Here is a 26425-nt window from a genome sequence, read left to right as displayed (position 1 = left end):
GGGTGGGTAGGCGCCCGAAGTTGCTCAGGAGAAGGTGATTCCGATCGATTGGGACGAGGCGTACTTCTCCCAGGTTTCGCTGCTGTCCGGACTTCCCGTGTGCGCAAACGACGTCCAGTGCCGGCGTATCCGACGGCCCAGTGCGTCGATGCTCTGCCAGTCGCTGCTGCCCAGCATCGGTGAGCCCTGCCAGGACTGCTCGGTTCCCAACACGAAGGGTAGTTCTATGCAGTGAGTTGCTCCGAAGACGTCGTCCGTCGGTGCCCAGTCGAATCGGTACGTGTACACCGACGCGCCGGCCGCTGTGAAGGTCTCGGCCAGCTCCATTGCCGGTTCGGCAAACATGTTCTGTGTCAGTGCCTTTTCGGCGACGTGTTCGGGATCGGGTACTCCCGCTACGTCGCGCACGAAAGCAGATCCCTCGTCTCGGGTGTATCCCACGATGACGTCAGGCGCTGTTTCGAAAGTTCGGATCACCGGTTCCAGTTCGGAGATCGGCGCGAAGGGCGGTTGCACGACATTGGGGGACCACCGGCTGAACTCGACAGCCGTGCCGCGGAATGCGTCGAGAATGTGGGAGAGCGGCGCGGTCCGAGGATCTCCGTCGAGCAGTCGGGCAAACGTCTCCCCGTTCTCGATCGCGGCAGCCTGCGTGAAGTTGAGGTCCGGCCGTGGAGTGCTCTGCAGAATTGCTCGATGGAACAGAGTTCGAGAGTTGTTACTGCTCAACAGATTCACAATCGAATGAGCGCCGGCCGACTGCCCGAACACGGTGACCGAGTCGGGGTCGCCGCCGAATGCCTCGATGTTCTCGCGCACCCACTCGAGCGCTGCGATCTGATCGTGGACCCCGAGATTGCCTTCGCTGACGCCGTCGAGGAGGAGGTATCCGAGCACGCCGACGCGATAGTTGACCGACACCACGACGACGTCGCCCTCGGCTGACAAAGCGCCGCCGTCGTACCAGGGGAGTGAGCCGCCGCCACTGGAGTACCCGCCACCGTGAAGCCACACCATCACCGGGCGATGACCGGTCAGCGACGGGGTTGTGACGGTGACGGTGAAGCTGTCCTCGCTGTGCTCCGGTTCGGGGAGCGGTGGCCCCATGATGCGTTCGAGTCGTGAAGGTGGTTGGGGGAAGACCGTTCCAAGCGCTGTGGCGTCGAAGACGTCGGAGAACGGTTCCACCGGTCGCGGCTTCTCGAAGCGCGGTGCGCTGGCGTAGGGGATCGCACCGAAGTAGTAGGAACCGTCACGCTTTCGGCCGCGGACCTTCCCCGAAGGGGTGGATGCGATCACCGTCTCGAACGAGGGCATGGGTTCCTTTCTTCTTGTGCATGCTTTTTCGAGCATGCCAGGTGGATGCCGCGGCACAAATGCCTTTGTGGTCGTGCGGTATGCGTTACGGCGTGAGTGCCTGTACCAGTCGATCTTCGAGTCGCGTCGTCACTCGGCTGTATACGGAACCGTCGTCCAGGGCCCGGGACATCACGATCGCCCCTTGGATCCCGGCCACGGCTTCTTCGGCGAGTCCGATGGAATCTTCGGCACCGACGAGTGCCGCCTCGAGAGCCGCTGTCCATTCGTCGAAGTATGTTCGCACCCTGGCGCCGAAGCGGTTTCGCTCTTCACCGAGTGCAAATGCGCCGAACAGGCAAATGCGTTGCCCTGACCGAAAGTAGTCGCCCGCGGTAGCGAACATGCTCTGGATGCGCTGCCTCGGTGGAACCGATTCTGCTCGAAGAGGTTCGAAGACCTCGCTGCGAAACCATCCGTCGACCTCGTCGAGCACCGCCTCGGCCATCTCTTCCTTCCCGCGCGGAAAGAAGTTGTAGAGACTGCCTTTGCCCAAACCGGTGTGTTCGGTGATGACGGCCAGGCTTGCTCCGTCGAACCCGTAGGTTCGAAACACGTTCGCGAGAGCGGGAATCGTGTCCGAGCGTTCAGCTACCTGTCTGGCCATGGATTCATCCTTTCATCACAGACCCAACTCGCTCAGGCCCGGATGATCGTGCGGGCGTGGTCCGGTCGGATCCCAGAAGAACTTTCGCTCGGACTCCTCGATGGAAACGTCGTTGATGCTGGCATGACGGTGGTGCATGAGTCCGTCGGCGTCGAATTCCCAGTTCTCGTTGCCGTAGGAGCGGAACCACTGCCCGTCGTGATCGTGCCACTCGTACGCGAATCGCACTGCGATGCGGTCGTCGCTGTGTGCCCACAACTCTTTGATCAACCGGTAGTCCAGTTCGCGGGTCCACTTCTCGGTCAGAAGTTCGACGATCTCGGATCGGCCGGTGACGAACGTCGACCGATTACGCCACCAACTGTCCGGCGTGTAGGCCAGCGACACCTTGTGCGGATCGCGTGAGTTCCATCCGTCCTCGGCGAGGCGGACCTTTTGGACGGCAGTTTCGTGAGTGAAGGGCGGAATCGGTGCTCGGACGGTCATTGCGGGGCCTCTCGATCAGATATGTACCTATCGGTACAGACTTTACCGATAGGTACAGCAAGAGTCCAGTGAACGACTTCGGCCGCCCCCACCGAAGCGGGAGCGGCCGAAAGAGTCGAACAGGAAGAGCTAGCGCGCGCGACGAGCGAGGCGCTCGGAATCCGAGATCAGGACGCTCTTGCCTTCGAGGCGAAGCCATCCGCGGTGTGCGAAATCAGCGAGCGCCTTGTTGACGGTCTCGCGGGAAGCGCCGACGAGCTGGGCGATCTCTTCCTGCGTGAGGTCGTGAGTGACGCGCAGGGCGCCACCTTCCTGAGTGCCGAAGCGCTGCGCGAGCTGCAGGAGCGCCTTGGCGACACGGCCGGGAACGTCCGTGAAGATCAGGTCGGCCAGGGTGTTGTTGGTACGACGCAGACGGCGGGCGAGAACGCGCAGAAGCTGCTCGGCGATCTCGGGGCGCTGCTGGATCCATGCCTTGAGAGCGTCGCGGTCCATGCTCACGGCGCGAACCTCGGTGACGGTCGTAGCCGTCGAGGTGCGGGGGCCGGGGTCGAAGATGGACAGTTCGCCGAACATGTCGGACGGGCCCATGATCGTCAGCAGGTTCTCGCGACCGTCGGGTGAGCGTCGACCGATCTTCACCTTGCCGGACACGATGATGTACAGGCGGTCACCGGGTTCACCTTCGTTGAAGATGACATGTCCACGGGGGAAGTCGACGGGCTGCAGCTGCTTTGTCAGCGCCGCTACCGCTGAGGGCTCGACTCCTTGGAAGATGCCGGCTCTTGCCAGGACGTCGTCCACGTGCGCTCCTTGTTGGGATTTGTTCGTTTGTGGTGTCATTTTTGCGCTATCTATCTTTGTACCCTCGCTGCGCACAAACCGTCGTACACAGGCTCAGCCCTCATGAGTGAGACACTGTGTCCAATGCAATCTGTGTTCAATGCAACAGGTACGGCATCGAAGTCTACGTCCCGTTAGCTCGCGACGAGTGATTGATGCCACGTAAGAGCCGAAAATTCTTCCGGAATCCGCTGCGGTGACTACTTTGTATGGCCGTCAACTTGCCCGTTGTGTCCGGATTTCGCCCAGGCTGGCGCTCTCGGGAGCCTCCGACTGACGGCCCTTACGCTTCCGGTGGAAGCGGGCGAACGCATGGGGAAACCCATCGCTTGCCAGGCGGGCGACGTCGTCGTGACTTGCCTGGTCGAGGAAGTCTTCTACTTCATGCTCTTGGACCGAGAGCCGACGCAATCGCCCTTCGACTCGTTCCATCGCCAGGGCAAAGAGCATAAGCAGTAGCGGAAAGAGAATTACTGCGAGTCCTTGCATAGGGGGAAGTAAACACGTCGAAGGTCTCAGAATCGACACGACGGAGTCTCCACTCATGTCGTATCCGTACAGTTGTCTGAGTGCAGACCACCCCGACAGGCAGTTCAGAGCAGCGGAAGAAACCGCGTTCGGGGGGTGCGCGGAAGGAAGAATCACACCTCGGATTGGTACGCCGGGCGCGTCGGATGAATCGTGAGCTCGCTGTGGCTTTCCCACACGTGTACTGCGAACTCGACTTCACGACTCCGTTGGAACTGGCAGTGGCGACAATCCTGTCGGCGCAATGCACCGACGTCCGCGTCAACATGGTCACGCCGGCACTCTTCGCCCGTTATCCCGACGCAAAGGCATACGCGGAAGCCGATCGGACCGAACTCGAGGAGTACATCCGCTCCACCGGCTTCTACCGGAACAAGACGACGTCGCTGATCGGACTCGGTCAGGCGCTACTCGAACGCCACGACGGGCAGGTCCCGAACAAGCTCGAAGATCTGGTGAAACTCCCAGGCATCGGACGCAAGACCGCGAACGTCGTGCTGGGCAATGCCTTCGACATTCCGGGAATCACCGTCGACACCCACTTCGGTCGGCTCGTGCGTCGGTGGAAGTGGACCGAGGAAGAAGATGCCGTCAAGGTGGAACACGCCGTCGGGGCACTGATCGAACGTAAGGAATGGACTCTGCTCTCGCATCGCGTGATCTTTCACGGCCGACGGGTCTGCCACGCGCGCAAGCCCGCATGCGGTGTGTGTGTTCTGGCCAAGGACTGCCCGTCGTACGGGCTCGGCCCGACCGACAAAACCGAGGCCGCGGCCCTGGTGAAAGGCCCCGAGACCGATCATCTGCTCGCCCTGGCAGGGTTGTGATCGCCGATGACAAGTGCCGGAAGATGGTCTCTCGCTGCGCTCGTGGTCGTCGCGGCTCTCGTCGTGGCGATCTGGCCGCGCGGAGGAGACGACACGACGCCCACCTCGACGGGCCCGTCCTCGTCCGCGTATCAGCCGCCGACGTTCACTCCGTCGTCGGAATCGCTCGATCAACTCCGTAGCCAGGCGGCTCTGGCTTCCTGCCCGACTCCGACCGGCGAAGCGCCTGCCGGCTCGGCTCTCGCCGGAATCACCCTCGACTGCGTCTCCGACGGAGCGCCCGTCGACCTTGCCGCAGCGGTGGGCGGAAAGCCGACTCTGCTCAATCTGTGGGCGTACTGGTGCGCGCCATGCGCCGAAGAGCTTCCGTACCTTCAGGAATTCGCGGAGCGCGCCGACGGCAGCATCAACGTGCTGACCGTGCATTCGGATCCGAATCAGGAGAACGCTTTGACGCGACTCATCGACTACTCGGTGCGTTTGCCCGGCGTCCAGGACGGTGACGGCAAGGTACGGATCGCAGTGGGCGCACCGCCGGTGCTGCCGGTGTCGGTGCTCGTGCGCGCGGATGGAACAGTCGCCAAGGTCTTGCCCCAACCCTTCCGCAGTGCGGACGAGATCGCCGCCGCTGCGGCGCAATATCTGGGAGTCGTCGTATGAGTACACCGGTTCCCGAGTGGTTGCGCGCTGTCGCCAGCACCCAGCCCACCGATCCCCATCGGATCAACCCCGTCCTCGAGCGTCGCGCGCCGCGCGGCACCGTGACGCGTCCGGCCGCGGTGCTCGTGCTCTTCGGCGGACCGCGTGAGGCCGACCCTCTCGCCGTCGGCGGTTTGCCGGAGGGCGCAGACGTCCTGCTGACCCAACGGGCGTCGACGATGCGTCAGCACAGCGGACAGGTCGCATTCCCGGGCGGCGCCGCCGATCCGGGCGACGACGGCCCCGTCGGCACCGCGCTGCGTGAAGCGCAGGAGGAGACCGGGCTCGATCCGAGCGGAGTTCAGCCGCTCACCGTGCTGCCGGAGATCTTCATCCCGCCGTCGGGTTTCGACGTGACGCCGGTGCTCGGCTACTGGGAGCAGCCGACGACGGTGGGCATTCAGGACGAGGGCGAGGTCGGACGGGTGGCCAGGGTGCCGCTGCGCACGTTGCTCGACCCCGACAACCGGTTTCAGGTTCGACATCCCCTCGGGTACCAGGGCCCGGCGTTCCGCGCCGACGGCATGCTGGTCTGGGGGTTCACAGCAGGAATCCTCGCGGCGCTGTTCACGGTGTCGGGCTGGGAGATTCCGTGGAACTACGAGGACGTGAGAGACCTGGACACAGCGCTGTCCGAGTTCGGTGAAGGTGTCGAGGATTCGGCGGTGCCGCGATGACAGGTTCTCGTTGGGTGGACATCGCCATCGTTCTGGTCGCCCTCATCGCGGCCACGTCCGGATGGCGTCAGGGCGCGGTGGCGTCGGCGCTGGCGTTCGTCGGCGTGATCCTCGGTGCCGTCGCCGGGATTCTGTTGGCGCCGCACCTGCTCGTGCACGTCACCGAAGGCAAGCTGCGCATCCTCGCGGGCATCTCGCTGATCGTCGTGTTGGTCATCATCGGCGAGGTCGCCGGCATGGTGCTCGGACGCGCGGCGCGCAGCGGAATGCACAGTCCGACGGCGCGATCCGTCGACAGCGTCATCGGTGCGGGTCTACAGGCGGTGGCTGTCGTGGTCGCGGCGTGGCTGCTCGCGATTCCGCTCACTTCCTCGTCGCAGCCGAACATTGCCGCCGCTGTTCGTGGTTCGGACGTTCTCGCCAGCGTGGACGAAGTGGCGCCGCAGTGGCTGCGCCGCATCCCGACCGAGTTCTCGGCGCTGCTCGACACCTCCGGCCTGCCGGACGTCATCGGCCCGTTCGGGCGCACGCCCATCACCGAGGTCGAAGCACCCGACGCGAGCGTTCTCGCCAGTCCGTTGGCGGCGCAGTTGCGTCCGAGTGTTCTCCGCATCAACGGCGTCGCACCGAGTTGCCAGCGCGCGCTCGAGGGATCCGGATTCATCGTCGCCCCCGAACGCGTCATGACCAACGCCCACGTGGTTGCCGGAACCGAGAGCATCACCGTGGACACCATGGAGGGCGCACTGCCCGCGCAGGTGGTTCTCTTCGACTCCGCCGTGGACATCGCGATTCTGGCGGTTCCCGGATTGGACGCGCCGGTGCTGCCGTTCGCTCCGGAGCAGGCTCGGACCGGTGACAACGCGTTGGTGCTCGGCTACCCCGGCGGTGGTCCGTACACGGCCAGCGCAGCCCGCGTTCGTGAGGTCCTCAACCTGAACGGGCCGGACATCTACAAGGCCGGAACCACCCAGCGTGAGGTCTACACCGTCCGCGGATCCATCCGACAGGGCAACTCGGGTGGACCGATGGTCGACGATCAGGGGCGGGTCCTCGGCGTCGTGTTCGGTGCTGCCGTCGACGACAGTGACACCGGATTCGTCCTCACCGCGCAGGAAGTCTCGCGCCAGTTGAACGCGGCTGCCTCGGCATCGACGCCCGTACCGACGGGCGCGTGCATCCTGTAGCGGTCACTTCTCCGTAAGGAGGAAGTCCCCGAGTTCGCGATTGACGCGCTCGGGGGCTTCCTGATGCGCGTAATGACCGACTCCGGCAATGGTGCGCAGTTTCTCGCCGGGAGCCCAGTGCTTGTCGCGACGCACGGTACGGGTGAGCACGTACGGGTCGAGTTCGCCGTGAATCTGGACGATCGGAATGCGAAGAACCTGATCCATCAAACGCATGAAACGTCGGCCCTCGGGGCGGAGCTGGCTGCGGAAGGCCCAACGCTGGTACTCCAACGTGGAATGCGCGACGCCCGGGATCCGGATCGCGGACCGCATCTTGCTCATGACGTCTGCGAATTCGGGTTGCTGCGGCCAGGTGGGGCCCGACCGCGAGCGAACCAGACGCTCCACTTCGGCGCCGTTGTCGGCCGTCAACCGACGTTCCGGGCGTAGCGGTACCTGATAGGCCAGGAACGAGGGCAAAAGCGCGCGGCGCTGATAGGGGTCGCGGACGACTGCTTTCTTGAGCGCCATCGGGTGTGGAGACGAGATCAGCGCGATCGACCGCACCAGGCGTGGATGCAGGAGCGCGGTCGCCCAGCACACCAACCCGCCGTCGGCATGACCGATCAGCGTGGCCTTGCCGTAACCCATCGCACGAATGAGGCCGGCTACGTCACCGGCGAGCGTCCAACCGTCGTAGCCGCGAGGGGGCTTGTCGGAATCGCCGTACCCACGAAGATCCATGGCGACGACGCGGAATCCCTGCTCCGACAGTGCCGTCAACTGATGGCGCCAGGACCACCAGAAATCGGCGAATCCGTGCAACAGGACCACCAACGGAGCATCCGGCTCCGCGTCGCCTACCTCGACGACGTGAAACCGGATGCCGTTGGCGTGAATGTCCCGGTGAATCCAGGGGCCGTCGAACCTGACGGTAGATGGATCTGGGGCTGCCACTTTCGATCAGACTCGCTACCGGCGCGCGTTGAAATCGACCGACGGCTTTGCGTCGTCATGGCTGCCGGGGATGACGTTCTTGGCCTGCTTGAGCGATTCGATCGTCTTCTCCGGAGCCCTCAGCTTGCGCACGCGCAGATAACCGAGCAGCGCCAGAATCGCGGTGGTCACCACCATGATCAGGAAGACGATGAGGAACGCCAGCCAGCGCGGCACCCAGGTGTCGAGCATCTCGGCCAGGAAGAAAAAGAAGAAGAACGAGCTGAACAGCAGAACCGTGAAGGCCAGGATGAAGAAGACGCTGCCCTGCAGACCCTTCTTGACCTCGCCCGTCACCTCGGCCTTGGCAAGTTCGACCTCGGCGCGCACGAGGGTGGAGACCTGTGCGGTCGCGTCCTTGACGAGGGCCCCGATGGTGGCCTCGCCCGGCGTGCGGGCGTCCACATCGGTGAGAGGGATGGAAGAGACCGTGTTCGGTACTCCATCTCCGGTGAAGCGCTGGCTCTCTCCGTTGGTCAAGCTCACTTGTCGACCTCTCCAGGTAGTTCTCTCGCGTCCGTGGCAATGGCGGAAGCGTCGTCTCGAGCCGCATGAACTCGTCCACGTCGCCACAGCAGCGCTGATCCGATCAGCGATGCCACCAACGATGTCACGAGAACTGCGGCCTTCGCTATCTCGGCCTCGCTGCCATCGCCGACCCCGTCCAATGCGAGGTCTGCTACAAGCAGGCTAACGGTGAACCCGATGCCACCGAGAACTGAGAGGGCAAACATGTCTCTCAATTCCAGTGTCTTGGGTTTGGTTGCTATCCCCAATTTGATCGCGAGCAGGGAAATTCCGAAGATTCCGACGGTTTTGCCGACCAGAAGGCCGACGACAACCGATTGCCCGACGGGGTCGGTGAAAATGTCGCCGAGCACCGCCGCGTTGATCGGAACACCGGAGGCGAACAGTGCGAAGACGGGGACACAGAAGCCTGCAGAGTAGGGCTGAATACGGTGCTCGAGACGGCTACCGGGCGCGTACTCCTCGTCCGGATCGCGCCTCACCCGGGTGAGTAAGCCGAGCGCGACGCCCGCGAGTGTGGCGTGTATCCCCGCTTCGTGCATCGCGTACCAGGTCAGTAGTGCCAGCGGGACGTAGAGGAACGGCGTCGTGATGCGTTTGTGTTGGGCGTAGGCGTAGGCAGCCAGGGCTGCGGCCGCGGTCAGCAGCCACAACATCGCGAGGGAACCGGTGAACAGTACGGCGATGAGGATGATCGCGAGCAGATCGTCGACGACGGCCAGGCTGAGCAGGAAAACTCGGGCGCTCGCCGGGATCTTCGAGCCGGTCAGCGCGAGCACGCCGAGGGCAAAAGCGATGTCCGTCGCGACGGGAATGGCCCAGCCCTTGTCCATGCCGGGCGTGCCGAAACCGATGGACGCCGCGATGATCGCGGGGACCAGGACGCCGCCGCACGCCGCGATGATCGGGAGCATCGCGGCTTTGCGGTCCGCGAGTTCGCCGACCACCAGTTCACGTTTGAGTTCGAGGCCGGCGACGAAGAAGAAGACGGCAAGCAGTCCGTCCTGCGCCCACGTGCCCAAGCTGAGGTCGAGATGGAGTGCGGACGGACCGATCTGGAAGTCACGTAATGCGATGTAGCTCTCACCGAAAGGAGAGTTCACCCAGATCAGAGCGAGGGCGGCAGCGATCAGGAGGATCGATCCGCCCACCGTTTCGGTGCGGAGGTAGCGGGACAGTTCGGAACGCAGGGTGGAGATCACGCGTGGGGACGACCTTTGTTCGTGCAACCGAATTCGGATGCAACAGACATGAACGTGATCGACGTTGTGACGCATCGAATGCACGTGCCGACCAGACTTCCCGGCTCACCTTTACGGAATTTTATCGCGGATTGCCCGCTGAGCCGAATTCGCGAACCGAATTTGCGTCGGAAAACCCCGCGGGTGTTCAATTCCTACTGATTGGGACACTATCCCACCAATTGGACATCTTTCGTATAACGGCGCAGGAGCATGTTTTGAGCACGTCAGTCAGTGAGAATCCACCCAAGCCGGAGGGCGGCGACGCAGATACCGTCGCCGGAGTGCCGCGCAGCCGAATCGTGGTTGCCAGCATGGTGGGTACGTCCATCGAGTTCTACGACTTCTACATCTATGCAACAGCGGCAGTATCGGTGTTCCCGCACCTGTTCTTCCCGAAGGGCAACGACACCACCGCGCTTCTCGCGTCGTTGGCGACGTTCGGACTCGCGTTCGTCGCCCGTCCCCTCGGTTCGATTCTCTTCGGGCACTTCGGTGACCGCGTCGGACGCAAGGCAACTCTGGTCGGCTCGCTACTGACGATGGGCATCGCGACCTTCCTCATCGGACTGCTGCCCACTTATCACCAGATCGGACTGCTGGCCCCGGCGCTGTTGGCGCTCATGCGTTTCTGCCAGGGCCTCGGACTCGGCGGCGAATGGTCGGGCGCGGCTCTGCTCGCGACCGAGACGGCCAAGGAAGGCAAGCGGGCCTGGGCGGCGATGTGGCCGCAACTCGGTGCGCCCATCGGCTTCTTCATGGCCAACGGACTGTTCCTGATCATCACGTTGTTCATGAACCACGACAATTCCAGCCCGGACCTCGAGGGTGCCTTCCTGAGTTGGGGATGGCGAATTCCGTTCCTGCTCAGCGCAATCATGGTGATGATCGGCCTGTACGTCCGGCTCAAGCTCGAGGAAACCCCGGTGTTCGCGCGCGCAGTCGAGCGCGGCGAGAAGGTCAAGACTCCGGTGGCCGAGGTATTCAAGACCAGTTGGCGTCAGCTGATCATCGGTACGTTCGTGATGCTCGCGACGTACACGCTGTTCTACATCATGACCACCTGGGTTCTCAGCCACGGAACCGGCAAGACGCCGGCCGACGGTGGAACCGGTGCGGGCTTCAAGTACACCGATTTCCTTGTCCTGCAGTTGATCGCAGTCGTGTTCTTCGCTGCCGCCGTGCCGGTCTCGGGTTGGCTCGCCGACCGTTACGGGCGTCGTATCACCTTGCTGATCATCACCGGTCTGATCATGGTGTTCGGCTTGACCTTCGGTGTCTTCCTCGAACCGGACGGAATGAACGACGGTCGCATGTTGGCGTTCCTCATCGTGGGCATGCTGCTCATGGGTCTGACCTTCGGCCCGATGAGTGCCGTTCTCCCGGAACTCTTCCCGACCAACGTCCGCTACACGGGCTCGGGAATCGCGTACAACACGGCCAGCATTCTGGGCGCAGCGGTGGCGCCGTTCATCGCCGTCTACCTCGCGAAGAACTACGGCGTCGGTTGGGTCGGCATCTATCTTCTCGTAGCGGCGACGCTGACTTTTGTCGCGCTGCTGGTCATGCGTGAGACGAAGGGTGAGTCGCTCGACGATGTAGGGGCATAACCCTGCTGTGCGCCTTTATTAACCCCCGGCGGTTAATAAAGGCGCACAGCAGTTGTCAGGGAAGCTGAGCAGGCAGGACATGCTCACCGGTCTTGTCGGTGCTCAAGGCCAGGGAGCTGATGTACTGCTTCTCGCCGTTCGGACCGGGAACGTTCGACGCGAGCATGTCGGGACGCTCGAATTCGATTCCGCTGACGCAGCACAGAAGCGTTTCACCGGAAGGGTTCCCGTACTCGTCGAACATCGGCAGATCGATGCCGTCGTCGGTGCGTCGTAGGTAGTACTTTCCCTTGGTGGCGACGGCCAGGACCGGCGGCATCACCAGCGCGATGACGATTGCGACGATCGGGGAGAACGGCTTGATCGCCGAACCGAAAGCGCCGAAGAACACCAGGATCGAAATGCCCGCGGCCAGCAGCATCGACACGAAGCCGACGGGGTTGACGTCGTAGAGCATCCCGCGTCGGAACTCGGGGACTTTCGGGGAGAGCTTCAACCAGTACTTGTTGATCGCGATGTCCGAGGCGACGACCACGACCCAGGCGATACCGCAGTTGGCGTAGAACCCGAGGATCGTGTTGAGGAAGTCGAACATGTTGGCTTCCATCAAGATCAGTGCGATCGCCAGGTTGACCAGAACGAAGACCATGCGTCCGGGGTAGGTCTTGGTGACGCGGGTGTACGAGTTGGTCCAGGCCAGTGAGCCGGAGTACGCGTTGGTGACGTTGATCTTGATCTGGCTGATGACCACGAGGATCACGGCCAGCGTCATGGCCAGCCAGTGCGGCATCATGTCCTGGTAGATCTCGAGGAACTGGTGCACGGGCTGGTTGGCGATCGAAGATCCGTCGACGACGTTCGCGATGATGTACACGGCGAGGAACAGTCCGACGATCTGCTTGAACGCGCCGAAGATGACCCAGCCGGGCCCCGCGAGAATTACTGCAGCCCACCAACGACGGGTGTTCTCCGGCGTCTTGGGCGGCATGAAGCGTAGGTAGTCGATCTGCTCGGCGATCTGTGCGATCAGCGACAAGCAGACACCCGCGGCCAGCATCACCGATCCGAAGTTGACGCCCTTGCCGTTTGCGCCGTCCTCACCGCCGAAGGCGAAGAACGCGCTCACCGAATCAGGGTGCTTGAACAGCAGATACAGGAACGGCAGCACCATCATGACGAGCCACAGAGGCGTCGTCCACACTTGGAGCTTTGCCAGAGCCTTCATTCCGTAGATGACCAGTGGAATGACCATCAGGGTCGAGACCGCGTAGCCGATCGAGAGTGGGATCCCGAGCCCCAGTTTCAAACCCTGGGCCATGATGGAACCTTCGAGCGCGAAGAAGATGAAGGTGAACGTCGCGAAGATGACGTTGGTGACCACCGAGCCGTAGTAGCCGAAACCGCTTCCGCGAGTGATCAAATCGAGGTCGATATTGTATCGCGCGGCATAGTAGGCGAGTGGGAAGCCGGTCGCCATGATGACGACGGCAAACACGGCGATGCCCAGAAGTGCGTTACCGGTGCCGTACGAGATGCCGATGTTGGCGCCGATCGAGAAGTCTGCGAGATACGCGATTCCGCCGAGCGCGGAGGTCGCGACGACGCCGGTTCCCCATTTGCGGTAGCTGCGTGGCGCAAATCGGAGGGTGTAGTCCTCCAGCGTCTCCTTCAGTGCGGCGTTCTCACCGAGATCTGCCCTGTCCGGTGCGCCGGCGGACACCTGCTCGTTCACTGCTGTCATGACGTCACTTCCCCTGGGTGCCTGTGCATGTGCACTTTGTGGTGCAGGCACCCAACCTAGGGAGGTGGCGTTACGCGGACATGTTTGAAATGTGTCGCCCACGTTGCGGATTCGATCCGCAACGTGAGCGAGCACTCATGGGACTTTCTTTACCTGTATCTGATCACCAACTGCCCGCGCCTGCAAGGCGAGTGGCTGCGTCCCGACCGGCCGAAGGTCGAGAACGGCGGCGGCCACCGGGTCGGCCAAGACGTTCCGGATGGTCCGGCGCAGGCCACGTGCTCCGTACACCGGGTCGAACCCGCGCCGTTGCAACAGGGCGACGGCGCTGTCCTCCACCTCGACGTCGATGCCTCTCCTGGCCAACCGAGTCGTGATCAGTTCGATCTCGAGACGGGTCACTTGTTCCGCGGTCTGTTCGTCGAACTCGTCGAGGATCACGGTTTCGTCGATGCGGTTGAAGAATTCGGGGTCGAAGAACTTCTCCAACGCGCGTTGCACCAGATGATGACCATGGCGCGGTCGATCGATCCGGACGCGATCGGCTAGCTGCCGCAGGTGGGATCGCCGATGTTCTGCCACCGCAGCAGAGCCGAGATTCGAGGTCAGGAACACGTAGCTGTTGCGGAACGAGATCTTCTGCTGACCGTTCGCCAACCGGAGTTCGCCGTTGTCGAGGACCTGCAGGAGCGCACGCAGCACGGTGGGGTCGGCCTTCTCCACTTCGTCGAACAGGACGATTCCGGGGGTGTACGGATCGCCCTCGACGGTGTTCTTGTCGAACAGCGTGAAGGACTCCTTGCTACCGGCATATCCAGGTGGAGCCCCGGAGAACGACGCCGCATAATGCTCTTGCGCAAGAGCATTCATGTCGATGCGGCACAGATCATCGGGTCCTGACCGTAGTTCTGCGGCCACGCGCCGCACCAATTCCGTCTTGCCGACGCCGGTCGGGCCAACGAGAAGGATGTTTGCGAGCGGACGCGTCGGATCCGTGGCACCGACATGCGCGATCGAAATCGCACGAACCACTGCGTCGACGGCGGCCTGTTGTCCGACGATCTTGGAACTCAGGGCTTTCGAGAGCTTGCGAGCGTCGAAGGCCCCGACCGGTACGGGTTCGGTTCGTTCCTCGGCCGGCGGTGGTGCTGCTGCACTGTTCCGGTCATGGAGCATGTCGGTGATATAAGGCACAGTGAGATCCTTACGCTTCGATTGTCTTCTCGACCGGCAGGTTTCCGACGCGACAATCCGCTACACCCACTGTGTCTCGGGTGATGGCCTCGACGCGTTCCTGAGCCTTCTGGGCGTCGGTGACCCACAGCTTGTAGAACTCGAACGGGCAGTCCGCGACGCCCTTGTCTCCGTCACCTGCTGCGTGGACACCGGAGTAGCCGCGATGGAGGAGTTTGAAGATGTGGTTCTGGGACTGATCGTTCTCGCGTGCGTCGCGAATGGCTGAGACGGAAAGCTGCGCGTACTGGATTCCGTATTCTTCTTCGCCGGTTTCACCCAGCGTCCGGCCGTCGAATCCGATGATCGCGGAGTGTCCGAAGTAGGAGTAGACGCCGTCGAATCCGGCCGCATTGGCAACTGCCACATAACAATTGTTGGCCCAGGCCATTGCCTTGGACATCATCACCTGCTGGTCCTTGGCGGGGTACATGTATCCCTGGCAACGGACGATCAGTTCTGCACCCTTCATCGCGCAGTCGCGCCAGATCTCCGGGTAGTTGCCGTCGTCGCAGATGATGAGCGAGATCTTCAGCCCCTTCGGGCCTTCGGTGACATACGTCGTGTCTCCCGGGTACCACCCTTCGATGGGGCACCAGGGCAGGATCTTTCGGTACCTCTGAACGATCTCGCCCTTGTTGTCGATGAGGATCAACGTGTTGTACGGGGGCTTGTTCGGGTGGTCTTCGTGCTGTTCGCCGGTGATGGAGAAGATTCCCCACGTGTCGGCTTCGCGGCACGCTGCGGAGAAGATCGCGGTCTCGTCGCCCGGGATGGTGGCTGCTGTCGCGTACATCTCCTCTTCGTTGTACATGATTCCCTGCGTGGAGTATTCGGGGAAGACCACCAGATCCATTCCGGGGAGGCCGGTCTTCATGCCGATCATCATGTCGGCGATCTTGCGCGCGTTCTCGAGGACGCCGGCGCGATCGTGCAGGCGGGGCATCTTGTAGTTGACCACTGCTACGCCGACCGTGTCGTTGCTCGAGGAGATGTCACCGTGTCGCATTGTCTTTCACTCCTTGGTTGTGTCGATCAGTTGAAGACTGGACGGGATTGGGGTACTGCGGTTTTGGGTGCAGCGAGGATCTTGGCCAGGCCCAGGAGAACCAGAAGCGCTCCGGCCCAACCGGCCGCGACGGCGGGTGTGGTGTGGAAGTTGTCGGTCAGGATCAGAAATGCGGGGACCGTGCACGTGGGCTGGCTCAGAAGGACCGCTGCCCAGCCGGTGAAGCGACTGAGATTCTCGCGGCCGAGCCCGAGTACCAGGAAGAACAGCGTCCACAGCGCTGCCCATGCGAGCCAGATGACCCCGAAGACGGGGTCGTTGCTCACTGTGAAAGAGAGGAAGGAGTACACGAGCGCGGCGCACGCGACGAACAGCGAGAACCACCCGATTCCTTCCGCCTCGAAGCCGGCGAGATTGCTGATACCCACGTAGAGATAGGTGAATCCGAACAGATAGAGCCCTGAGGCCGCCAGGACGGCACTCGAATCTCCCTGAGCCTGAATCAACATGACGGTGGGGACGACGCATTGAAGTGCGCCGACGAAGAGGTTGAGGACCGAGGCGGATCGAACGGGAACTGTGCCGAGCAGCATCAGTCCGTTGACGAAGAGGACGGCTCCCACGTAAAGCAAACCAACACTGCCCATCGGGCACCTCCGGTTACTTCGGGACGGTTACTTCGGGACGGGTTACTTTCAAATGAAATGATTCCAAATGAAACTAAGTGATGCGCGCCACAGAAGTCAAGAGGGAGATCTCAGGGAAAATCTCAGAGCGTTGCGATGATCGAGAAGTCGAGTCCGTCGGCGACGGCGAGCTGAATCTTCTGCCGTGCAACACGATCACGAAACTCGACGGTTCCGCGAGGCCCGTCGTACGCGGCACCCTCGACGACGGCGTCCAGGTCACGCGGATGTGTGCTGTCGGCGCGTCGAACCAGGGCTGAAAGGGTATGTATCCCTTCGTAACACGATTCGGCGGCATTGTTCAGCGCCGGAGCGTGCGCGCCGTGCAGTGCAACGTAGCGCCCGAGAAGATCCATGGAGTTGCCGTCGACCATCGAACGGAAGTACGCGGCGGAGGCAAACAGGTTGCGGGTTGCCCTCGGCCCGCTCGCGAGCAGCATGTTCTCTTCCATCAACGGGCTGAATCGGATCATCGACTCGTCGAGGCCGCGGCGGGCGAAGGCGCGGTTGAAATCGACGGCGTCCTGGCCGACGAGGAGCATGATCACGCCGTCGCAACCGGAGTTCGAGACGGTCTCGACCAGTTGTTTCATGTTGCCGCGCCCCAGGTCGACAAACGAACCGCCGACAAGGCTGAGATCGAGTTCGGTGGCGAATTGCCTCACGGCTCCGAGAGAGCTGTGTGGCCAGATGTAGTCGTCCCCGACGACAAACCACTTACGCGCTCCGACGTTGTCGCGCAGCCACTTCAGCGCCGGCGCGATCTGCTGCCGTGGTGTTTCGCCGGAGCAGTAGATGCCGGATCTGACCTCGCCGCCCTCGTAGAGCGAGGTGTACGAGTACGGAATGCGGTCCGCGACCACGGGCGCAAGCGCATGGCGCACCGAGGAGATGTGCCAACCGCTGACGGCGTCGATGTCGCCGGCGTCGAGTAGTTGTTGCACGCGGGCGGCGACGGCACTCGGCGTCGCGCCGCCGTCGATCACTTCGATCTGGACTTCGCGTCCCAGTACGCCACCGGAGTTGTTGAGGTCGCGGGCGGCCAATTCGCTGATTGCTTCGCAGGAGGGGCCGAACAGTCCGGCCGGCCCCTGAAGGGGAAGCACCATGCCCAGGCGCCACACCGCGCTGCGCGCGCGTTCGAGCGCGCCGGTAGCGCTCATGCGTCGCCGCCGGAATCGGGAGTCAGCGGCCTGGCCTGGGTTACTATCATTTCATTTGAAAGTATTGCCCGAGAAGTGTGAACTGCGCAACAGCGGGGGAGCGATCAGTGGGAAAAAGTGACTCCGGAATTCTTGATGCGTCGCTGACGACTGCGCTGGTCCGAGCAGCTCGAATGGCCGCGGCAGCGGCGGAGAAGGCGCTGGCGGCAGAGAATCTCACTCTTGATCACTGGATGACGCTCGAAGCCCTGGCGTCGACCGAGGGGCTGACGATGGCTGAGCTGCGCGATCGAACGGGAACACCGGCTCCGACGCTGACGCGAGTTGCGGACAAGTTGGTCTCGCTCGCGCTCATCTACCGCGAAGTCGGGGAGGACGACCGTCGGAAGGTACGCGTGTTTCTCTCCTCGCGCGGAAAGTCCTTGCACAAGAGGGTTGCCGCAGACATCCGGGTAGCCGAGGAGTCCTGGCTGACGTCGAAAGAGGAAGTGAAGTTGCGAGAGGGGCTTCGCCCCTGTGTGCCTTTCCGGTAGTGGGGACTACCAAAAAGGCGCACAGGGGCCGAAGGCCCTACTTGCCGCGGATGGCGTCGAATACCTTGGGGTCGACCAGGGTCGAGGTGTCTCCGAGGTCGCGGCCTTCGGCGACGTCGCGCAGGAGGCGGCGCATGATCTTGCCGGACCGGGTCTTCGGCAGTTCCGGCACGATCGTGATCTGACGCGGTTTGGCGATGGGGCTGATGTCGGTGGAGACCTGAGCCTTGAGTTCGGCGATGAGGACGTCGCCGGTGTTCTCGACGCCTTCACGGAGGATGACGAACGCGACGATGCCCTGTCCGGTGGTCTCGTCGGCGGCACCGACGACGGCGGCTTCGGCGACTCCGTGATGGTTCACCAGTGCTGATTCCACTTCGGAGGTGGAGATGCGGTGACCGGAGACGTTCATGACGTCGTCGACGCGGCCGAGGACCCAGAGTGCGCCGTCGTCGTCGTACTTGGCGCCGTCACCGGCGAAGTACCAGCCTTCTTCGGCGTAGCGGGACCAGTAGGTGTCGCGGTAGCGGTCCATGTCGCCCCAGATGCCGCGGAGCATCGCCGGCCACGGCTCGTCGAGGACGAGGTAACCGTTGCCGCCGGGGCCGAGGGGCTTGGCGTCGTCGTCGACGATCTTCGCGGAAATCCCCGGCAGCGGTGCCATCGCGGATCCGGGCTTGGTGGCGGTGATACCGGGCAGCGGGGAGATCATGATCGCGCCGGTCTCGGTCTGCCACCAGGTGTCGACGATGGGGGCTTTGTTGCCGCCGATGACCTCTCGGAACCAGCGCCACGCTTCGGGGTTGATGGGCTCGCCCACAGATCCGAGGAGGCGGATCGAGGACAGGTCGTGGGCGTCGGGGATCTCGCGGCCCCACTTCATGAACGTGCGCACGAGGGTGGGTGCGGTGTAGTAGATGGAGACGCCGTACTTCTCGATGATGTCGAAGTGGCGGTGCTCGTTCGGGGAGTTGGGGGTGCCTTCGTAGACGACCTGGGTGACGCCGTTCGAGAGGGGTCCGTAGACGATGTAGGAGTGTCCGGTGACCCAGCCGATGTCGGCGGTGCACCAGTAGACGTCTTGTCCCGCTTTGTGATCGAAGACGTTGTGGTGGGTGTACGAGGCCTGGGTGAGGTAGCCGCCGGAGGTGTGGATGATGCCCTTGGGCTTTCCGGTGGTGCCGGAGGTGTAGAGAATGAACAGGGGATGTTCGGCGTCGAAGGCCTGCGCCTCGTGCTCGGGTGAGGCCTGTGCGACGGTTTCGTGCCACCACAGGTCGCGGCCGTCGGTCCAGTCGACGTCGATGCCGGTCCGGTTGACCACCAACACGTTCTGGACGGATTCGGCGCCGGCGACGGATTCGTCGACCGCTGTTTTGATGGGTGCTGCTGCGCCGCGTCGCCACTGCCCGTCGACGGTGACGACGAGTTTGGCTTGGGCGTCGTCGATGCGCGAGCGTAGGGCGGTGGCGGAGAATCCGGCGAAGACGACCGAGTGGGTCAGGCCGAGGCGGGCGCAGGCGAGCATGGTGACGATCGCTTCGGGGATCATCGGCATGTAGATCGCGACGCGGTCACCGGCGACGAGGCCGAGGTCGGTGAAAGTGTTTGCGGCGCGGCTGACTTCGGCGAGGAGGTCGTTGTAGGTCAGGTCGCGGGAATCGCCTGGTTCGCCTTCGAAGTGGATGGCGACGCGGTCGCCGTTGCCGGCGAGGACGTGGCGGTCGACGCAGTTGTAGGCGACGTTGAGTTTTCCGCCGACGAACCACTTGGCGACGGGGGCGTCGGTCCAGTCGAGGACGTCGGTCCATTTCTCGTGCCAGTGAAGGCGCTCAGCCTGATTCGCCCAGAAAGCGAGGCGGTCGGTATCTGCGGCAGCCTGCAACTCCGGTCCCGCGTTGGCGGCCGCAGCGAACTCTGCGCTCGGCGGATATGCCTGGGGGACGTCTGTTTCGGCTGCGCTTGTCATGGCTGACGGCCTTCTTTCCACTTTGATCGACACTTTTCTGACTCCGTGTGAGGGTAGTCACAAGCTCGCGTAAACGCACCGTTGCATCACGTTGCAACCCGTTGTCCTGCGACGATCGGTCGAATTGATGCGACGGGTGGTCGCTTCCGCCGACGAGTGAATGGGCGCGGACAGATTTCCCTCGGAATTGCGGACAATGGGTGCGATGCGCGCCCCGCGTCGGATGTGTCTATTGTCAAACCATTATTCGACCACAACTCGAAGTCACGTTCACTTTCAGTTGTAGGCGACACGACGCCGGCAGTTACGGCTGTCGGCAGGCCGCGAGCATGCTCGGGGTCACTTAGATGTGGAAGGAATTCCTTTGCGTATCTCACGCATAGCGACGGGCGCGGTCGCGCTCGGAATGACGGCAGTGCTGATCACGGCATGTTCGTCCGGCGATTCGTCGGGCGGATCGTCCAGTGGCGTCGTCAACGCCTGGGCGGGCGAGCCTCAGAACCCGTTGATCCCCACGAACACGAGTGAGAACATGGGCGGCCGCGTCCTCGACTCGCTGTTCTCCGGTCTCGTTTCGTACACCGCAGACGGCGGTACGGAGAACGAGGTTGCCGAGTCCATCGAGAGCACCGACGGTCAGAACTTCACCGTCAAGCTCAAGGACGGTTGGACCTTCACGGACGGCACCCCCGTCACCGCGAAGTCGTTCGTCGACGCGTGGAACTACGGCGCCCTCTCCACCAACGCTCAGCTTCAGGCATCGTTCTTCGATCCGATCAAGGGCTACGACGAAGTTGCCGCCGAGGTTCCGACGGCACAGACCATGTCGGGTCTGAAGGTTGTGGACGACTCCACCTTCACCATCGAACTCAAGCAGCCCGAGTCGGCGTTCCCCGATCGCCTCGGCTTCACGGCGTACTACCCGCTGCCCGAGGTCGCGTTCAAGGACATGACCGCCTTCGGTGAGAACCCGATCGGCAACGGCCCGTACAAGCTCGACGGAACCGGCGCGTGGCAGCACAACGTCCGCATCGACACCGTCGTGAACCCGGACTACAACGGCAACCGTAAGCCGAAGAACGCCGGCGTCGACTTCATCATGTACAACAGCCTCGACACGGCGTACACCGATCTCCTGGCCAACAACGTCGACGTTCTCGACCAGGTTCCGCCGAGCGCCGTCACGACCTTCGAGTCGGACCTGCCCGGACGCACCGTCAACCAGCCGTCGGCAACCATCGAGACGTTCACGATCCCGGGTCGCCTGCCGCACTTCAGCGGCGAAGAGGGCATGCTCCGCCGTCAGGCGATCTCGATGGCGATCAACCGCGATCAGATCACCCAGCAGATCTTCAACAAGACCAGGACGCCTGCACTCGACTTCACCAGCCCCGCAATCAAGGGCTGGAACGACTCGCTGACCGGTAACAGCAACGTGAAGTTCGATCCCGAGGCCGCCAAGGCCGCTTGGGCCAAGGCCGACGCCATCGCACCGTGGTCCGGCAGCTTCGAGATCGCCTACAACTCCGACGGCGGACACCAGGAATGGGTCGATGCCACGGCGAACAGCATCCGCAACACCCTCGGTATCGACGCAAAGGGCAAGCAGTACGCCACCTTCGCTCAGATCCGCACCGAAGCCACCGACCGCACCATCCAGAGCTCTTTCCGCTCCGGTTGGCAGGGCGACTACCCGCAGCAGTACGGCTTCCTGGCGCAGAACTACCAGACCGGCGGCAGCTCCAACGACGGTGAGTACTCCAACCCCGAGTTCGACCGCCTCCTGCGCGAATCGGCCGGCCAGACCGATCAGGCGAAGGCTCAGGAACTGCTCGATCAGGCCCAGGAAGTCCTGCTCAAGGACCTGCCCGCAGTTCCGACGTGGTACCGCAACGCTGCCAGTGGATGGTCGGAGAACGTTTCCAACGTGACCATCAGCTGGAACGGTGTTCCGGTCTACGAAGACATCGAAAAGAACTGACGCGTAGAACGATCCGCATCTGAAACGTGAGTTCGGGGCGGCAGGCGCCCTGCCTGCCGTCCCGAACTCGTGTTCACACCGGACTGTCCGCTGACGTACACGATCATCGACAAGGAGGTGATCCGATGCTCTGGTACATCGGTCGCCGAGTGCTTCAAATGATCCCGGTTTTTCTCGGGGCCACTCTTCTGATCTACGCCATGGTCTTCCTGCTTCCCGGTGATCCGATTGCCGCGTTGGCGGGCGACAAGGCGCTCAGTCCGGCTGTGGCAGCACAGCTTCGGGAGCGCTACCACCTCGATCTCCCCTTCTATCAGCAGTACCTGCTGTACCTGAAGGGCATCTTCACGCTGGACTTCGGCACGTCGTTCTCCGGACGACCTGTCAGTGAAGTTCTGGCACAGGCATTTCCGATCACGATGAAACTCGCCTTCATGGCACTGATCGTCGAGACCGTCTTCGGTGTCGGCTTCGGCCTCATCGCCGGCCTGCGTAAGGGCGGATTCTTCGACAGCACCGTCCTGCTGTTCAGCCTCGTTCTCATCGCCATCCCGATCTTCGTGATCGGCTTCCTGGCTCAGTTCTTCATCGGCGTCAAATGGGGCATCGTCCCGCCGACGGTCGGTGGCAACACCAGCTTCACCAATCTCCTGCTCCCTGCCCTGGTTCTTGGTTCGGTCTCGTTCGCCTACGTCCTGCGACTGACCCGAACGTCCGTGGCGGAGAATCTGACTGCCGATTACGTCCGCACCGCTACCGCCAAGGGACTTTCCCGTGGACGAGTGGTTCGCGTGCACGTGTTGCGCAACTCGCTGATCCCCGTGGTCACGTTCCTGGGCGCCGACCTCGCAACGTTGATGGGCGGCGCCATCGTCACCGAGGGCATCTTCAACATCAACGGCGTCGGCGGCACGATCTACCAGGCCGTGACCAGAGGTGAAGCGCCGACGGTGGTTTCGTTCGTCACCATCCTGATCGTGATCTACCTGATCGCGAATCTGCTCGTCGACCTCTTGTACGCCGCGCTCGATCCGAGGATCCGCTATGTCTGAGACCGTGAAGACCGGACGCGCAGTCCGGCAAAGTCATTTCGTGGCACCGCCCGAAGTTGCGGCACCGGGGGAGACGGACGCCGTCAAACTCGATCAGGCGCCGACCAGCATGTGGACCGATGCGTGGCGCGACCTACGCAAGCGCCCCCTGTTCATCATCTCGACGATCATCATCCTCGCGGTCATCGTCATCGCAGCGTTTCCGAGCTTGTTCACGAGCACCGATCCGCGGTTCTGCGACCTGACCTACAGCATGCAGGGGCCGACCTCAGGGCACTGGTTCGGTTTCGACCGCCAGGGCTGTGACGTGTACTCGCGCACCATCTACGGTGCTCGCGCATCCGTACTCGTGGGCGTCGGCGTCACGGCGTCGGTGCTGGTGATCGGCGTGATCTTCGGTGCGCTGTCCGGTTTCTACGGCGGATGGACCGATTCGATCCTCTCCCGTGTCGCCGACATCTTCTTCGGCATCCCGCTGATCCTGGCTGCCATCGTCCTGATGCAGCTGTTCACCGATCGCACCATCTGGACCGTCGTCGGCGTCCTGGCACTGTTCGGCTGGCCGCAGATGGCAAGAATCGCTCGAGGCGCGGTGATCTCGGCGAAGAACAACGACTACGTCATGGCTTCGGAAGCGTTGGGTGTCTCGAAGCTCAAGACACTGATCCGCCACGTCATCCCGAACTCGTTGGCGCCCATCATCGTGGTCGCCACCATCTCGCTCGGTACGTACATCGTTGCCGAGGCGACGCTGTCCTTCCTCGGTATCGGTCTTCCGTCCACCGAGGTTTCGTGGGGCGGCGACATCAGCAACGCTCAGGTGACGCTGCGTCAGGGTTCGACCATTCTGTTCTACCCGGCAACGGCTTTGGCGATCACCGTTCTCGGATTCATCATGATGGGTGACGCTCTGCGCGACGCCCTCGATCCCAAGTCGCGGAAGCGGTGAGCACGATGACCACCAAGGAAACTCTCACCTCGGAGGAAACTCCGTTGCTCGAGATTCGTGATCTCGAGGTGTCTTTCCAGTCCAATTCCGGTCCGGTTCCGGCAGTTCGAGGCGTCAGCCTGACCGTCTACCCGGGTCAGACGGTCGCGATCGTCGGCGAATCGGGTTCGGGTAAGTCCACCACCGCCCACTCGATCATCAATCTGCTTCCCGGCACCGGCAAGGTGACGGCAGGCGAGATCATCTTCGACGGCAAGGACATCTCGAAGGTCTCGGAGAAGGACTTCGTCCACATCCGGGGAAGCCAGATCGGTTTGGTTCCGCAGGACCCGATGTCGAATCTGAATCCCGTGTGGAAAGTGGGCTTCCAGATCGAGGAAGCACTGGCCGCCAACGGAATTGCCAAGGGCAAGGCAGCCAAGGTTCGGGCCGCCGAACTGCTCGAGGAGGCCGGCCTCGCCGAAGCCGAGAGCCGGTTGGGGCAGTACCCGCACGAGTTCTCGGGCGGTATGCGTCAGCGCGCACTCATCGCGATCGGGTTGTCCGCTCGTCCGAAGCTCCTGATCGCGGACGAGCCGACGTCGGCGCTCGACGTCACCGTCCAGCGTCAGATCCTCGACCACCTCGACGGTCTGACTACGGAACTCGGCACCGCCGTTCTGCTCATCACTCACGATCTTGGCCTGGCCGCCGAGCGCGCCGAGCATCTGATCGTGATGAGCAAGGGTCGTATCGTCGAATCCGGTCCGGCACTGGAGATTCTGAAGCGCCCGCAGCATCCGTACACGCAGAAGCTGGTCGCGGCTGCGCCGTCGTTGGCGTCGAAGCGGCTCAGCTCGTCGGTGGCGCGCGCCGAGATTCGCGAACAGGCGGAAGAGGTCGCCGAAGCGGTCAAGGCCGAGGAAAGTGCGGCAGAGTCCTTCGGCAAGGTGACCGACGACGTTCTTGTCGTCGATCATCTGACCAAGGTGTTCAAGCTGCGCAAGGGTTTCCGCAAGACCACCGACTTCACAGCCGTGAACGACGTGTCCTTCAAGGTCCGCCGCGGAACCACGACTGCAATCGTCGGCGAATCGGGTTCCGGTAAGTCGACGGTCGCACAGATGGTCCTCGGTCTGCTCGAGCCCACTGCAGGCAACGTGGTCTTCGACGGTCAGGACGTGGCGAAACTCGGTGCGAAGGAAACATTTGCGTTCCGTCGACGAGTGCAGCCGATCTTCCAGAACCCCTACGGCACACTCGACCCGATGTACTCGATCTACCGCACGATCGAGGAGCCGCTGCGTACCCACAAGGTCGGGACCAAAGCCGAGCGTGAGGCTCGCGTCCGCGAACTTCTCGACAAGGTGGGTCTACCGCAGTCGGTCATGCGTCGGTTCCCGAACGAACTCTCCGGTGGACAGCGTCAGCGCGTCGCGATCGCGCGAGCACTGGCCTTGCAACCGGAGGTCGTGATCTGCGACGAGGCGGTCTCCGCTCTCGACGTGCTCGTGCAGGATCAGATCTTGACCCTGCTGAACGACCTGCAGGCAGAGTTCGGGTTGACGTATCTCTTCATCACGCACGACCTGGCCGTGGTTCGTCAGATCGCGGACAACGTGTTGGTGATGTCGCGTGGCTCGATCGTCGAATCGGCACCGATCGACGACGTGTTCGGCAATCCGCAGCAGGACTACACCCGCAAGTTGCTCGACGCGATTCCCGGTGGGTCCATCAAGCTGGGAAGCTGACGCAACAGGTAGGTAGGCAAGTCCGCAGAGGGGCTGCAAGGGTACCGTCGTTGATCGTGACGGACCCCTTGCAGCCCCTCGTCGATCTTCCAGGCGTACGCGCCGCCGCCGATCATGCGCGCGATGCTCTGGGTGAGGTTCATCGGCACAAGACCAACCGTCGCGGTTGGCCCACCACTGCCGCCGAAGCCGCGGTTCGCGCTGCGCGCGCTTCTGCATCGCTGGCCGGTGGCACCACCGAATTGCCGGCCGAGGGCATGGCCGGTGATCCGATTCTCGCGGGTGCTCTGCGCGTGGCTCAGGCTCTCGACGGCGACAGCCTTCCGCTCATGGAGTCGACGTGGAAGCGAGCCCCACTTCAGGCTCTGGCCCGGCTGCACCTGTTGGCCGCGGCGGATCTCGTCGAGGACGCAGATCAACTGGGGCGGCCACGGTCGGATCGCGGAGTGGGGGAGCGGTTGGACGCTCTCGCCCAACTCGTTACAGGCGGAACCAGTGCACCGGCACCTGTTCTGGCGGCCGTCGTACACGGAGAACTCTTGGCGCTGAGCCCGTTCGGCACCGCTGACGGCATCGTCGCCCGCGCGGCCTCGCGTCTGGTTGCGGTCTCGTCGGGGCTGGATCCGCACAATCTCGGGGTCCCCGAGGTCAGTTGGCTTCGGCGGCCACAGGCGTACACGGACGGCGCGGCAGGATTCGCTTCGGGAAATCCGGCGGGCGTCGGCAGCTGGGTGATTCTGTGCTGTGGTGCTCTCGAAGCCGGTGCGCGAGAGGCGACTTCGATTGCCGACGCTGCTACCGGATAGTCCGGC

At 62.9% G+C, this 26425-nt stretch carries 25 protein-coding genes; 11 read left to right on the top strand and 14 right to left on the bottom strand.

Going from position 1 to position 26425, the window contains the following annotated elements:
- Positions 1-24: 24 nt before the first annotated feature.
- The 5 genes from ACN50D_RS28140 to ACN50D_RS28120 form a co-directional block, all read right to left on the bottom strand.
- The gene (locus ACN50D_RS28140) at positions 25-1317 is read right to left on the bottom strand and encodes a carboxylesterase family protein (RefSeq protein WP_212633866.1); all 1293 of its coding nucleotides are present in this window, start codon (positions 1315-1317) and stop codon (positions 25-27) included.
- A gap of 85 nt (positions 1318-1402) precedes the next feature.
- Complete coding sequence (locus tag ACN50D_RS28135; RefSeq protein ID WP_003943459.1) at positions 1403-1963, bottom strand: TetR/AcrR family transcriptional regulator; 561 nt, start codon at positions 1961-1963, stop codon at positions 1403-1405.
- Positions 1964-1978: 15 nt separating this feature from the next.
- Positions 1979-2449 (bottom strand): DUF1348 family protein, encoded by a 471-nt coding sequence (locus ACN50D_RS28130; protein ID WP_003943523.1) that lies wholly within the window; start codon positions 2447-2449, stop codon positions 1979-1981.
- A 129-nt stretch (positions 2450-2578) separates the two neighbouring features.
- Entirely contained in the window at positions 2579-3253 is a 675-nt protein-coding gene (locus tag ACN50D_RS28125; protein WP_003943506.1) for a Crp/Fnr family transcriptional regulator, read from the bottom strand.
- 255 nt (positions 3254-3508) lie between these two features.
- The gene (locus tag ACN50D_RS28120; RefSeq protein ID WP_019746620.1) at positions 3509-3781 is read right to left on the bottom strand and encodes a hypothetical protein; all 273 of its coding nucleotides are present in this window, start codon (positions 3779-3781) and stop codon (positions 3509-3511) included.
- 80 nt (positions 3782-3861) lie between these two features.
- Between ACN50D_RS28120 and nth the strand changes: the two genes are divergently transcribed.
- The 4 genes from nth to ACN50D_RS28100 are packed head-to-tail and all read left to right on the top strand — an operon-like array spanning position 3862 to position 7210.
- Positions 3862-4647, top strand: a complete 786-nt coding sequence (gene nth / locus ACN50D_RS28115; RefSeq protein ID WP_003943471.1) for an endonuclease III — start codon at positions 3862-3864, stop codon at positions 4645-4647.
- A gap of 6 nt (positions 4648-4653) precedes the next feature.
- Entirely contained in the window at positions 4654-5307 is a 654-nt protein-coding gene (locus tag ACN50D_RS28110; RefSeq protein ID WP_003943500.1) for a TlpA family protein disulfide reductase, read from the top strand.
- Positions 5304-6023 (top strand): NUDIX hydrolase, encoded by a 720-nt coding sequence (locus ACN50D_RS28105; RefSeq protein ID WP_007732411.1) that lies wholly within the window; start codon positions 5304-5306, stop codon positions 6021-6023. Before ACN50D_RS28110 ends, ACN50D_RS28105 begins: the two co-directional genes overlap by 4 nt.
- Complete coding sequence (locus ACN50D_RS28100) at positions 6020-7210, top strand: MarP family serine protease (protein ID WP_003946095.1); 1191 nt, start codon at positions 6020-6022, stop codon at positions 7208-7210. Before ACN50D_RS28105 ends, ACN50D_RS28100 begins: the two co-directional genes overlap by 4 nt.
- A gap of 3 nt (positions 7211-7213) precedes the next feature.
- On the opposite strand, the gene ACN50D_RS28095 is transcribed toward ACN50D_RS28100, so the two are convergent.
- The 3 genes from ACN50D_RS28095 to nhaA are packed head-to-tail and all read right to left on the bottom strand — an operon-like array spanning position 7214 to position 10002.
- Entirely contained in the window at positions 7214-8149 is a 936-nt protein-coding gene (locus ACN50D_RS28095) for an alpha/beta fold hydrolase (RefSeq protein ID WP_007732412.1), read from the bottom strand.
- 15 nt (positions 8150-8164) lie between these two features.
- Positions 8165-8674 (bottom strand): phage holin family protein, encoded by a 510-nt coding sequence (locus tag ACN50D_RS28090; RefSeq protein ID WP_007732413.1) that lies wholly within the window; start codon positions 8672-8674, stop codon positions 8165-8167.
- A complete protein-coding gene (nhaA, locus tag ACN50D_RS28085) occupies positions 8671-10002 on the bottom strand; it encodes a Na+/H+ antiporter NhaA (RefSeq protein WP_371683642.1) in 1332 nt (443 codons plus the stop codon). The genes ACN50D_RS28090 and nhaA overlap by 4 nt, the downstream gene beginning before the upstream one ends.
- A gap of 173 nt (positions 10003-10175) precedes the next feature.
- Here nhaA and ACN50D_RS28080 point away from each other — a divergent pair, with 173 nt between their 5' ends.
- A complete protein-coding gene (locus tag ACN50D_RS28080) occupies positions 10176-11567 on the top strand; it encodes an MFS transporter (protein ID WP_003946096.1) in 1392 nt (463 codons plus the stop codon).
- 55 nt (positions 11568-11622) lie between these two features.
- Here the strand turns inward: ACN50D_RS28080 and ACN50D_RS28075 are convergent, their stop codons facing one another.
- The 5 genes from ACN50D_RS28075 to ACN50D_RS28055 all read right to left on the bottom strand — a co-directional run bounded on the left by ACN50D_RS28075 (position 11623) and on the right by ACN50D_RS28055 (position 17399).
- Positions 11623-13308, bottom strand: coding sequence for a purine-cytosine permease family protein (locus ACN50D_RS28075; RefSeq protein ID WP_042446692.1), 1686 nt, complete (start codon positions 13306-13308; stop codon positions 11623-11625).
- Between the two features lie 135 nt (positions 13309-13443).
- Entirely contained in the window at positions 13444-14502 is a 1059-nt protein-coding gene (locus ACN50D_RS28070) for an AAA family ATPase (protein WP_212633867.1), read from the bottom strand.
- A 10-nt stretch (positions 14503-14512) separates the two neighbouring features.
- Positions 14513-15550 carry an aliphatic amidase gene (locus tag ACN50D_RS28065; RefSeq protein WP_003946093.1) on the bottom strand — a complete coding sequence of 346 codons (1038 nt, stop codon included), beginning with the start codon at positions 15548-15550 and terminating at the stop codon, positions 14513-14515.
- Between the two features lie 26 nt (positions 15551-15576).
- The gene (locus ACN50D_RS28060; RefSeq protein WP_042922853.1) at positions 15577-16197 is read right to left on the bottom strand and encodes an AmiS/UreI family transporter; all 621 of its coding nucleotides are present in this window, start codon (positions 16195-16197) and stop codon (positions 15577-15579) included.
- 122 nt (positions 16198-16319) lie between these two features.
- On the bottom strand, positions 16320-17399 hold the full coding sequence (locus ACN50D_RS28055; RefSeq protein ID WP_065455129.1) for a substrate-binding domain-containing protein: 1080 nt from the start codon (positions 17397-17399) through the stop codon (positions 16320-16322).
- Positions 17400-17506: 107 nt separating this feature from the next.
- Between ACN50D_RS28055 and ACN50D_RS28050 the strand changes: the two genes are divergently transcribed.
- The gene (locus ACN50D_RS28050) at positions 17507-17932 is read left to right on the top strand and encodes a MarR family transcriptional regulator (protein WP_042446697.1); all 426 of its coding nucleotides are present in this window, start codon (positions 17507-17509) and stop codon (positions 17930-17932) included.
- A gap of 37 nt (positions 17933-17969) precedes the next feature.
- Here ACN50D_RS28050 and acs read toward each other — a convergent pair whose 3' ends face one another.
- Positions 17970-19901 (bottom strand): acetate--CoA ligase, encoded by a 1932-nt coding sequence (gene acs / locus ACN50D_RS28045; RefSeq protein WP_007732429.1) that lies wholly within the window; start codon positions 19899-19901, stop codon positions 17970-17972.
- A gap of 364 nt (positions 19902-20265) precedes the next feature.
- On the opposite strand from acs, the gene ACN50D_RS28040 reads away from it, so the two are divergent.
- The 5 genes from ACN50D_RS28040 to ACN50D_RS28020 all read left to right on the top strand — a co-directional run bounded on the left by ACN50D_RS28040 (position 20266) and on the right by ACN50D_RS28020 (position 26419).
- Positions 20266-21882, top strand: coding sequence for a peptide ABC transporter substrate-binding protein (locus ACN50D_RS28040; RefSeq protein ID WP_007732431.1), 1617 nt, complete (start codon positions 20266-20268; stop codon positions 21880-21882).
- A 125-nt stretch (positions 21883-22007) separates the two neighbouring features.
- Positions 22008-22934, top strand: a complete 927-nt coding sequence (locus ACN50D_RS28035) for an ABC transporter permease (protein ID WP_019746637.1) — start codon at positions 22008-22010, stop codon at positions 22932-22934.
- The gene (locus tag ACN50D_RS28030; protein WP_019746638.1) at positions 22927-23883 is read left to right on the top strand and encodes an ABC transporter permease; all 957 of its coding nucleotides are present in this window, start codon (positions 22927-22929) and stop codon (positions 23881-23883) included. Before ACN50D_RS28035 ends, ACN50D_RS28030 begins: the two co-directional genes overlap by 8 nt.
- A 5-nt stretch (positions 23884-23888) precedes the next feature.
- On the top strand, positions 23889-25613 hold the full coding sequence (locus ACN50D_RS28025; RefSeq protein WP_143173114.1) for a dipeptide ABC transporter ATP-binding protein: 1725 nt from the start codon (positions 23889-23891) through the stop codon (positions 25611-25613).
- Between the two features lie 56 nt (positions 25614-25669).
- Positions 25670-26419, top strand: a complete 750-nt coding sequence (locus ACN50D_RS28020; protein WP_020905979.1) for a hypothetical protein — start codon at positions 25670-25672, stop codon at positions 26417-26419.
- Positions 26420-26425: the final 6 nt, after the last annotated feature.

Origin of the sequence: Rhodococcus sp. SB1D (assembly GCF_048573875.1) — a bacterium.
Taxonomy (GTDB): Bacteria; Actinomycetota; Actinomycetes; order Mycobacteriales; family Mycobacteriaceae; genus Rhodococcus_F; species Rhodococcus_F qingshengii.
The sequence above is the reverse complement of the archived record's forward strand: the minus strand, read 5'-3'. Positions and strand labels throughout refer to the sequence as shown.

Excerpts from the sequence above, each read along its gene's own strand:
- ACN50D_RS28055 (WP_065455129.1), bottom strand. The coding sequence starts at position 17,399 with ATGAGCGCTACCGGCGCGCTCGAACGCGCGCGCAGCGCGGTGTGGCGC.
- ACN50D_RS28130 (WP_003943523.1), bottom strand. The coding sequence starts at position 2,449 with ATGACCGTCCGAGCACCGATTCCGCCCTTCACTCACGAAACTGCCGTC.
- ACN50D_RS28100 (WP_003946095.1), top strand. The coding sequence starts at position 6,020 with ATGACAGGTTCTCGTTGGGTGGACATCGCCATCGTTCTGGTCGCCCTC.
- ACN50D_RS28120 (WP_019746620.1), bottom strand. The coding sequence starts at position 3,781 with ATGCAAGGACTCGCAGTAATTCTCTTTCCGCTACTGCTTATGCTCTTT.
- ACN50D_RS28030 (WP_019746638.1), top strand. The coding sequence starts at position 22,927 with ATGTCTGAGACCGTGAAGACCGGACGCGCAGTCCGGCAAAGTCATTTC.
- ACN50D_RS28105 (WP_007732411.1), top strand. The coding sequence starts at position 5,304 with ATGAGTACACCGGTTCCCGAGTGGTTGCGCGCTGTCGCCAGCACCCAG.
- ACN50D_RS28035 (WP_019746637.1), top strand. The coding sequence starts at position 22,008 with ATGCTCTGGTACATCGGTCGCCGAGTGCTTCAAATGATCCCGGTTTTT.
- ACN50D_RS28140 (WP_212633866.1), bottom strand. The coding sequence starts at position 1,317 with ATGCCCTCGTTCGAGACGGTGATCGCATCCACCCCTTCGGGGAAGGTC.
- acs (WP_007732429.1), bottom strand. The coding sequence starts at position 19,901 with ATGACAAGCGCAGCCGAAACAGACGTCCCCCAGGCATATCCGCCGAGC.
- ACN50D_RS28060 (WP_042922853.1), bottom strand. The coding sequence starts at position 16,197 with ATGGGCAGTGTTGGTTTGCTTTACGTGGGAGCCGTCCTCTTCGTCAAC.
- ACN50D_RS28135 (WP_003943459.1), bottom strand. The coding sequence starts at position 1,963 with ATGGCCAGACAGGTAGCTGAACGCTCGGACACGATTCCCGCTCTCGCG.
- ACN50D_RS28065 (WP_003946093.1), bottom strand. The coding sequence starts at position 15,550 with ATGCGACACGGTGACATCTCCTCGAGCAACGACACGGTCGGCGTAGCA.
- ACN50D_RS28025 (WP_143173114.1), top strand. The coding sequence starts at position 23,889 with ATGACCACCAAGGAAACTCTCACCTCGGAGGAAACTCCGTTGCTCGAG.
- ACN50D_RS28075 (WP_042446692.1), bottom strand. The coding sequence starts at position 13,308 with ATGACAGCAGTGAACGAGCAGGTGTCCGCCGGCGCACCGGACAGGGCA.
- ACN50D_RS28110 (WP_003943500.1), top strand. The coding sequence starts at position 4,654 with ATGACAAGTGCCGGAAGATGGTCTCTCGCTGCGCTCGTGGTCGTCGCG.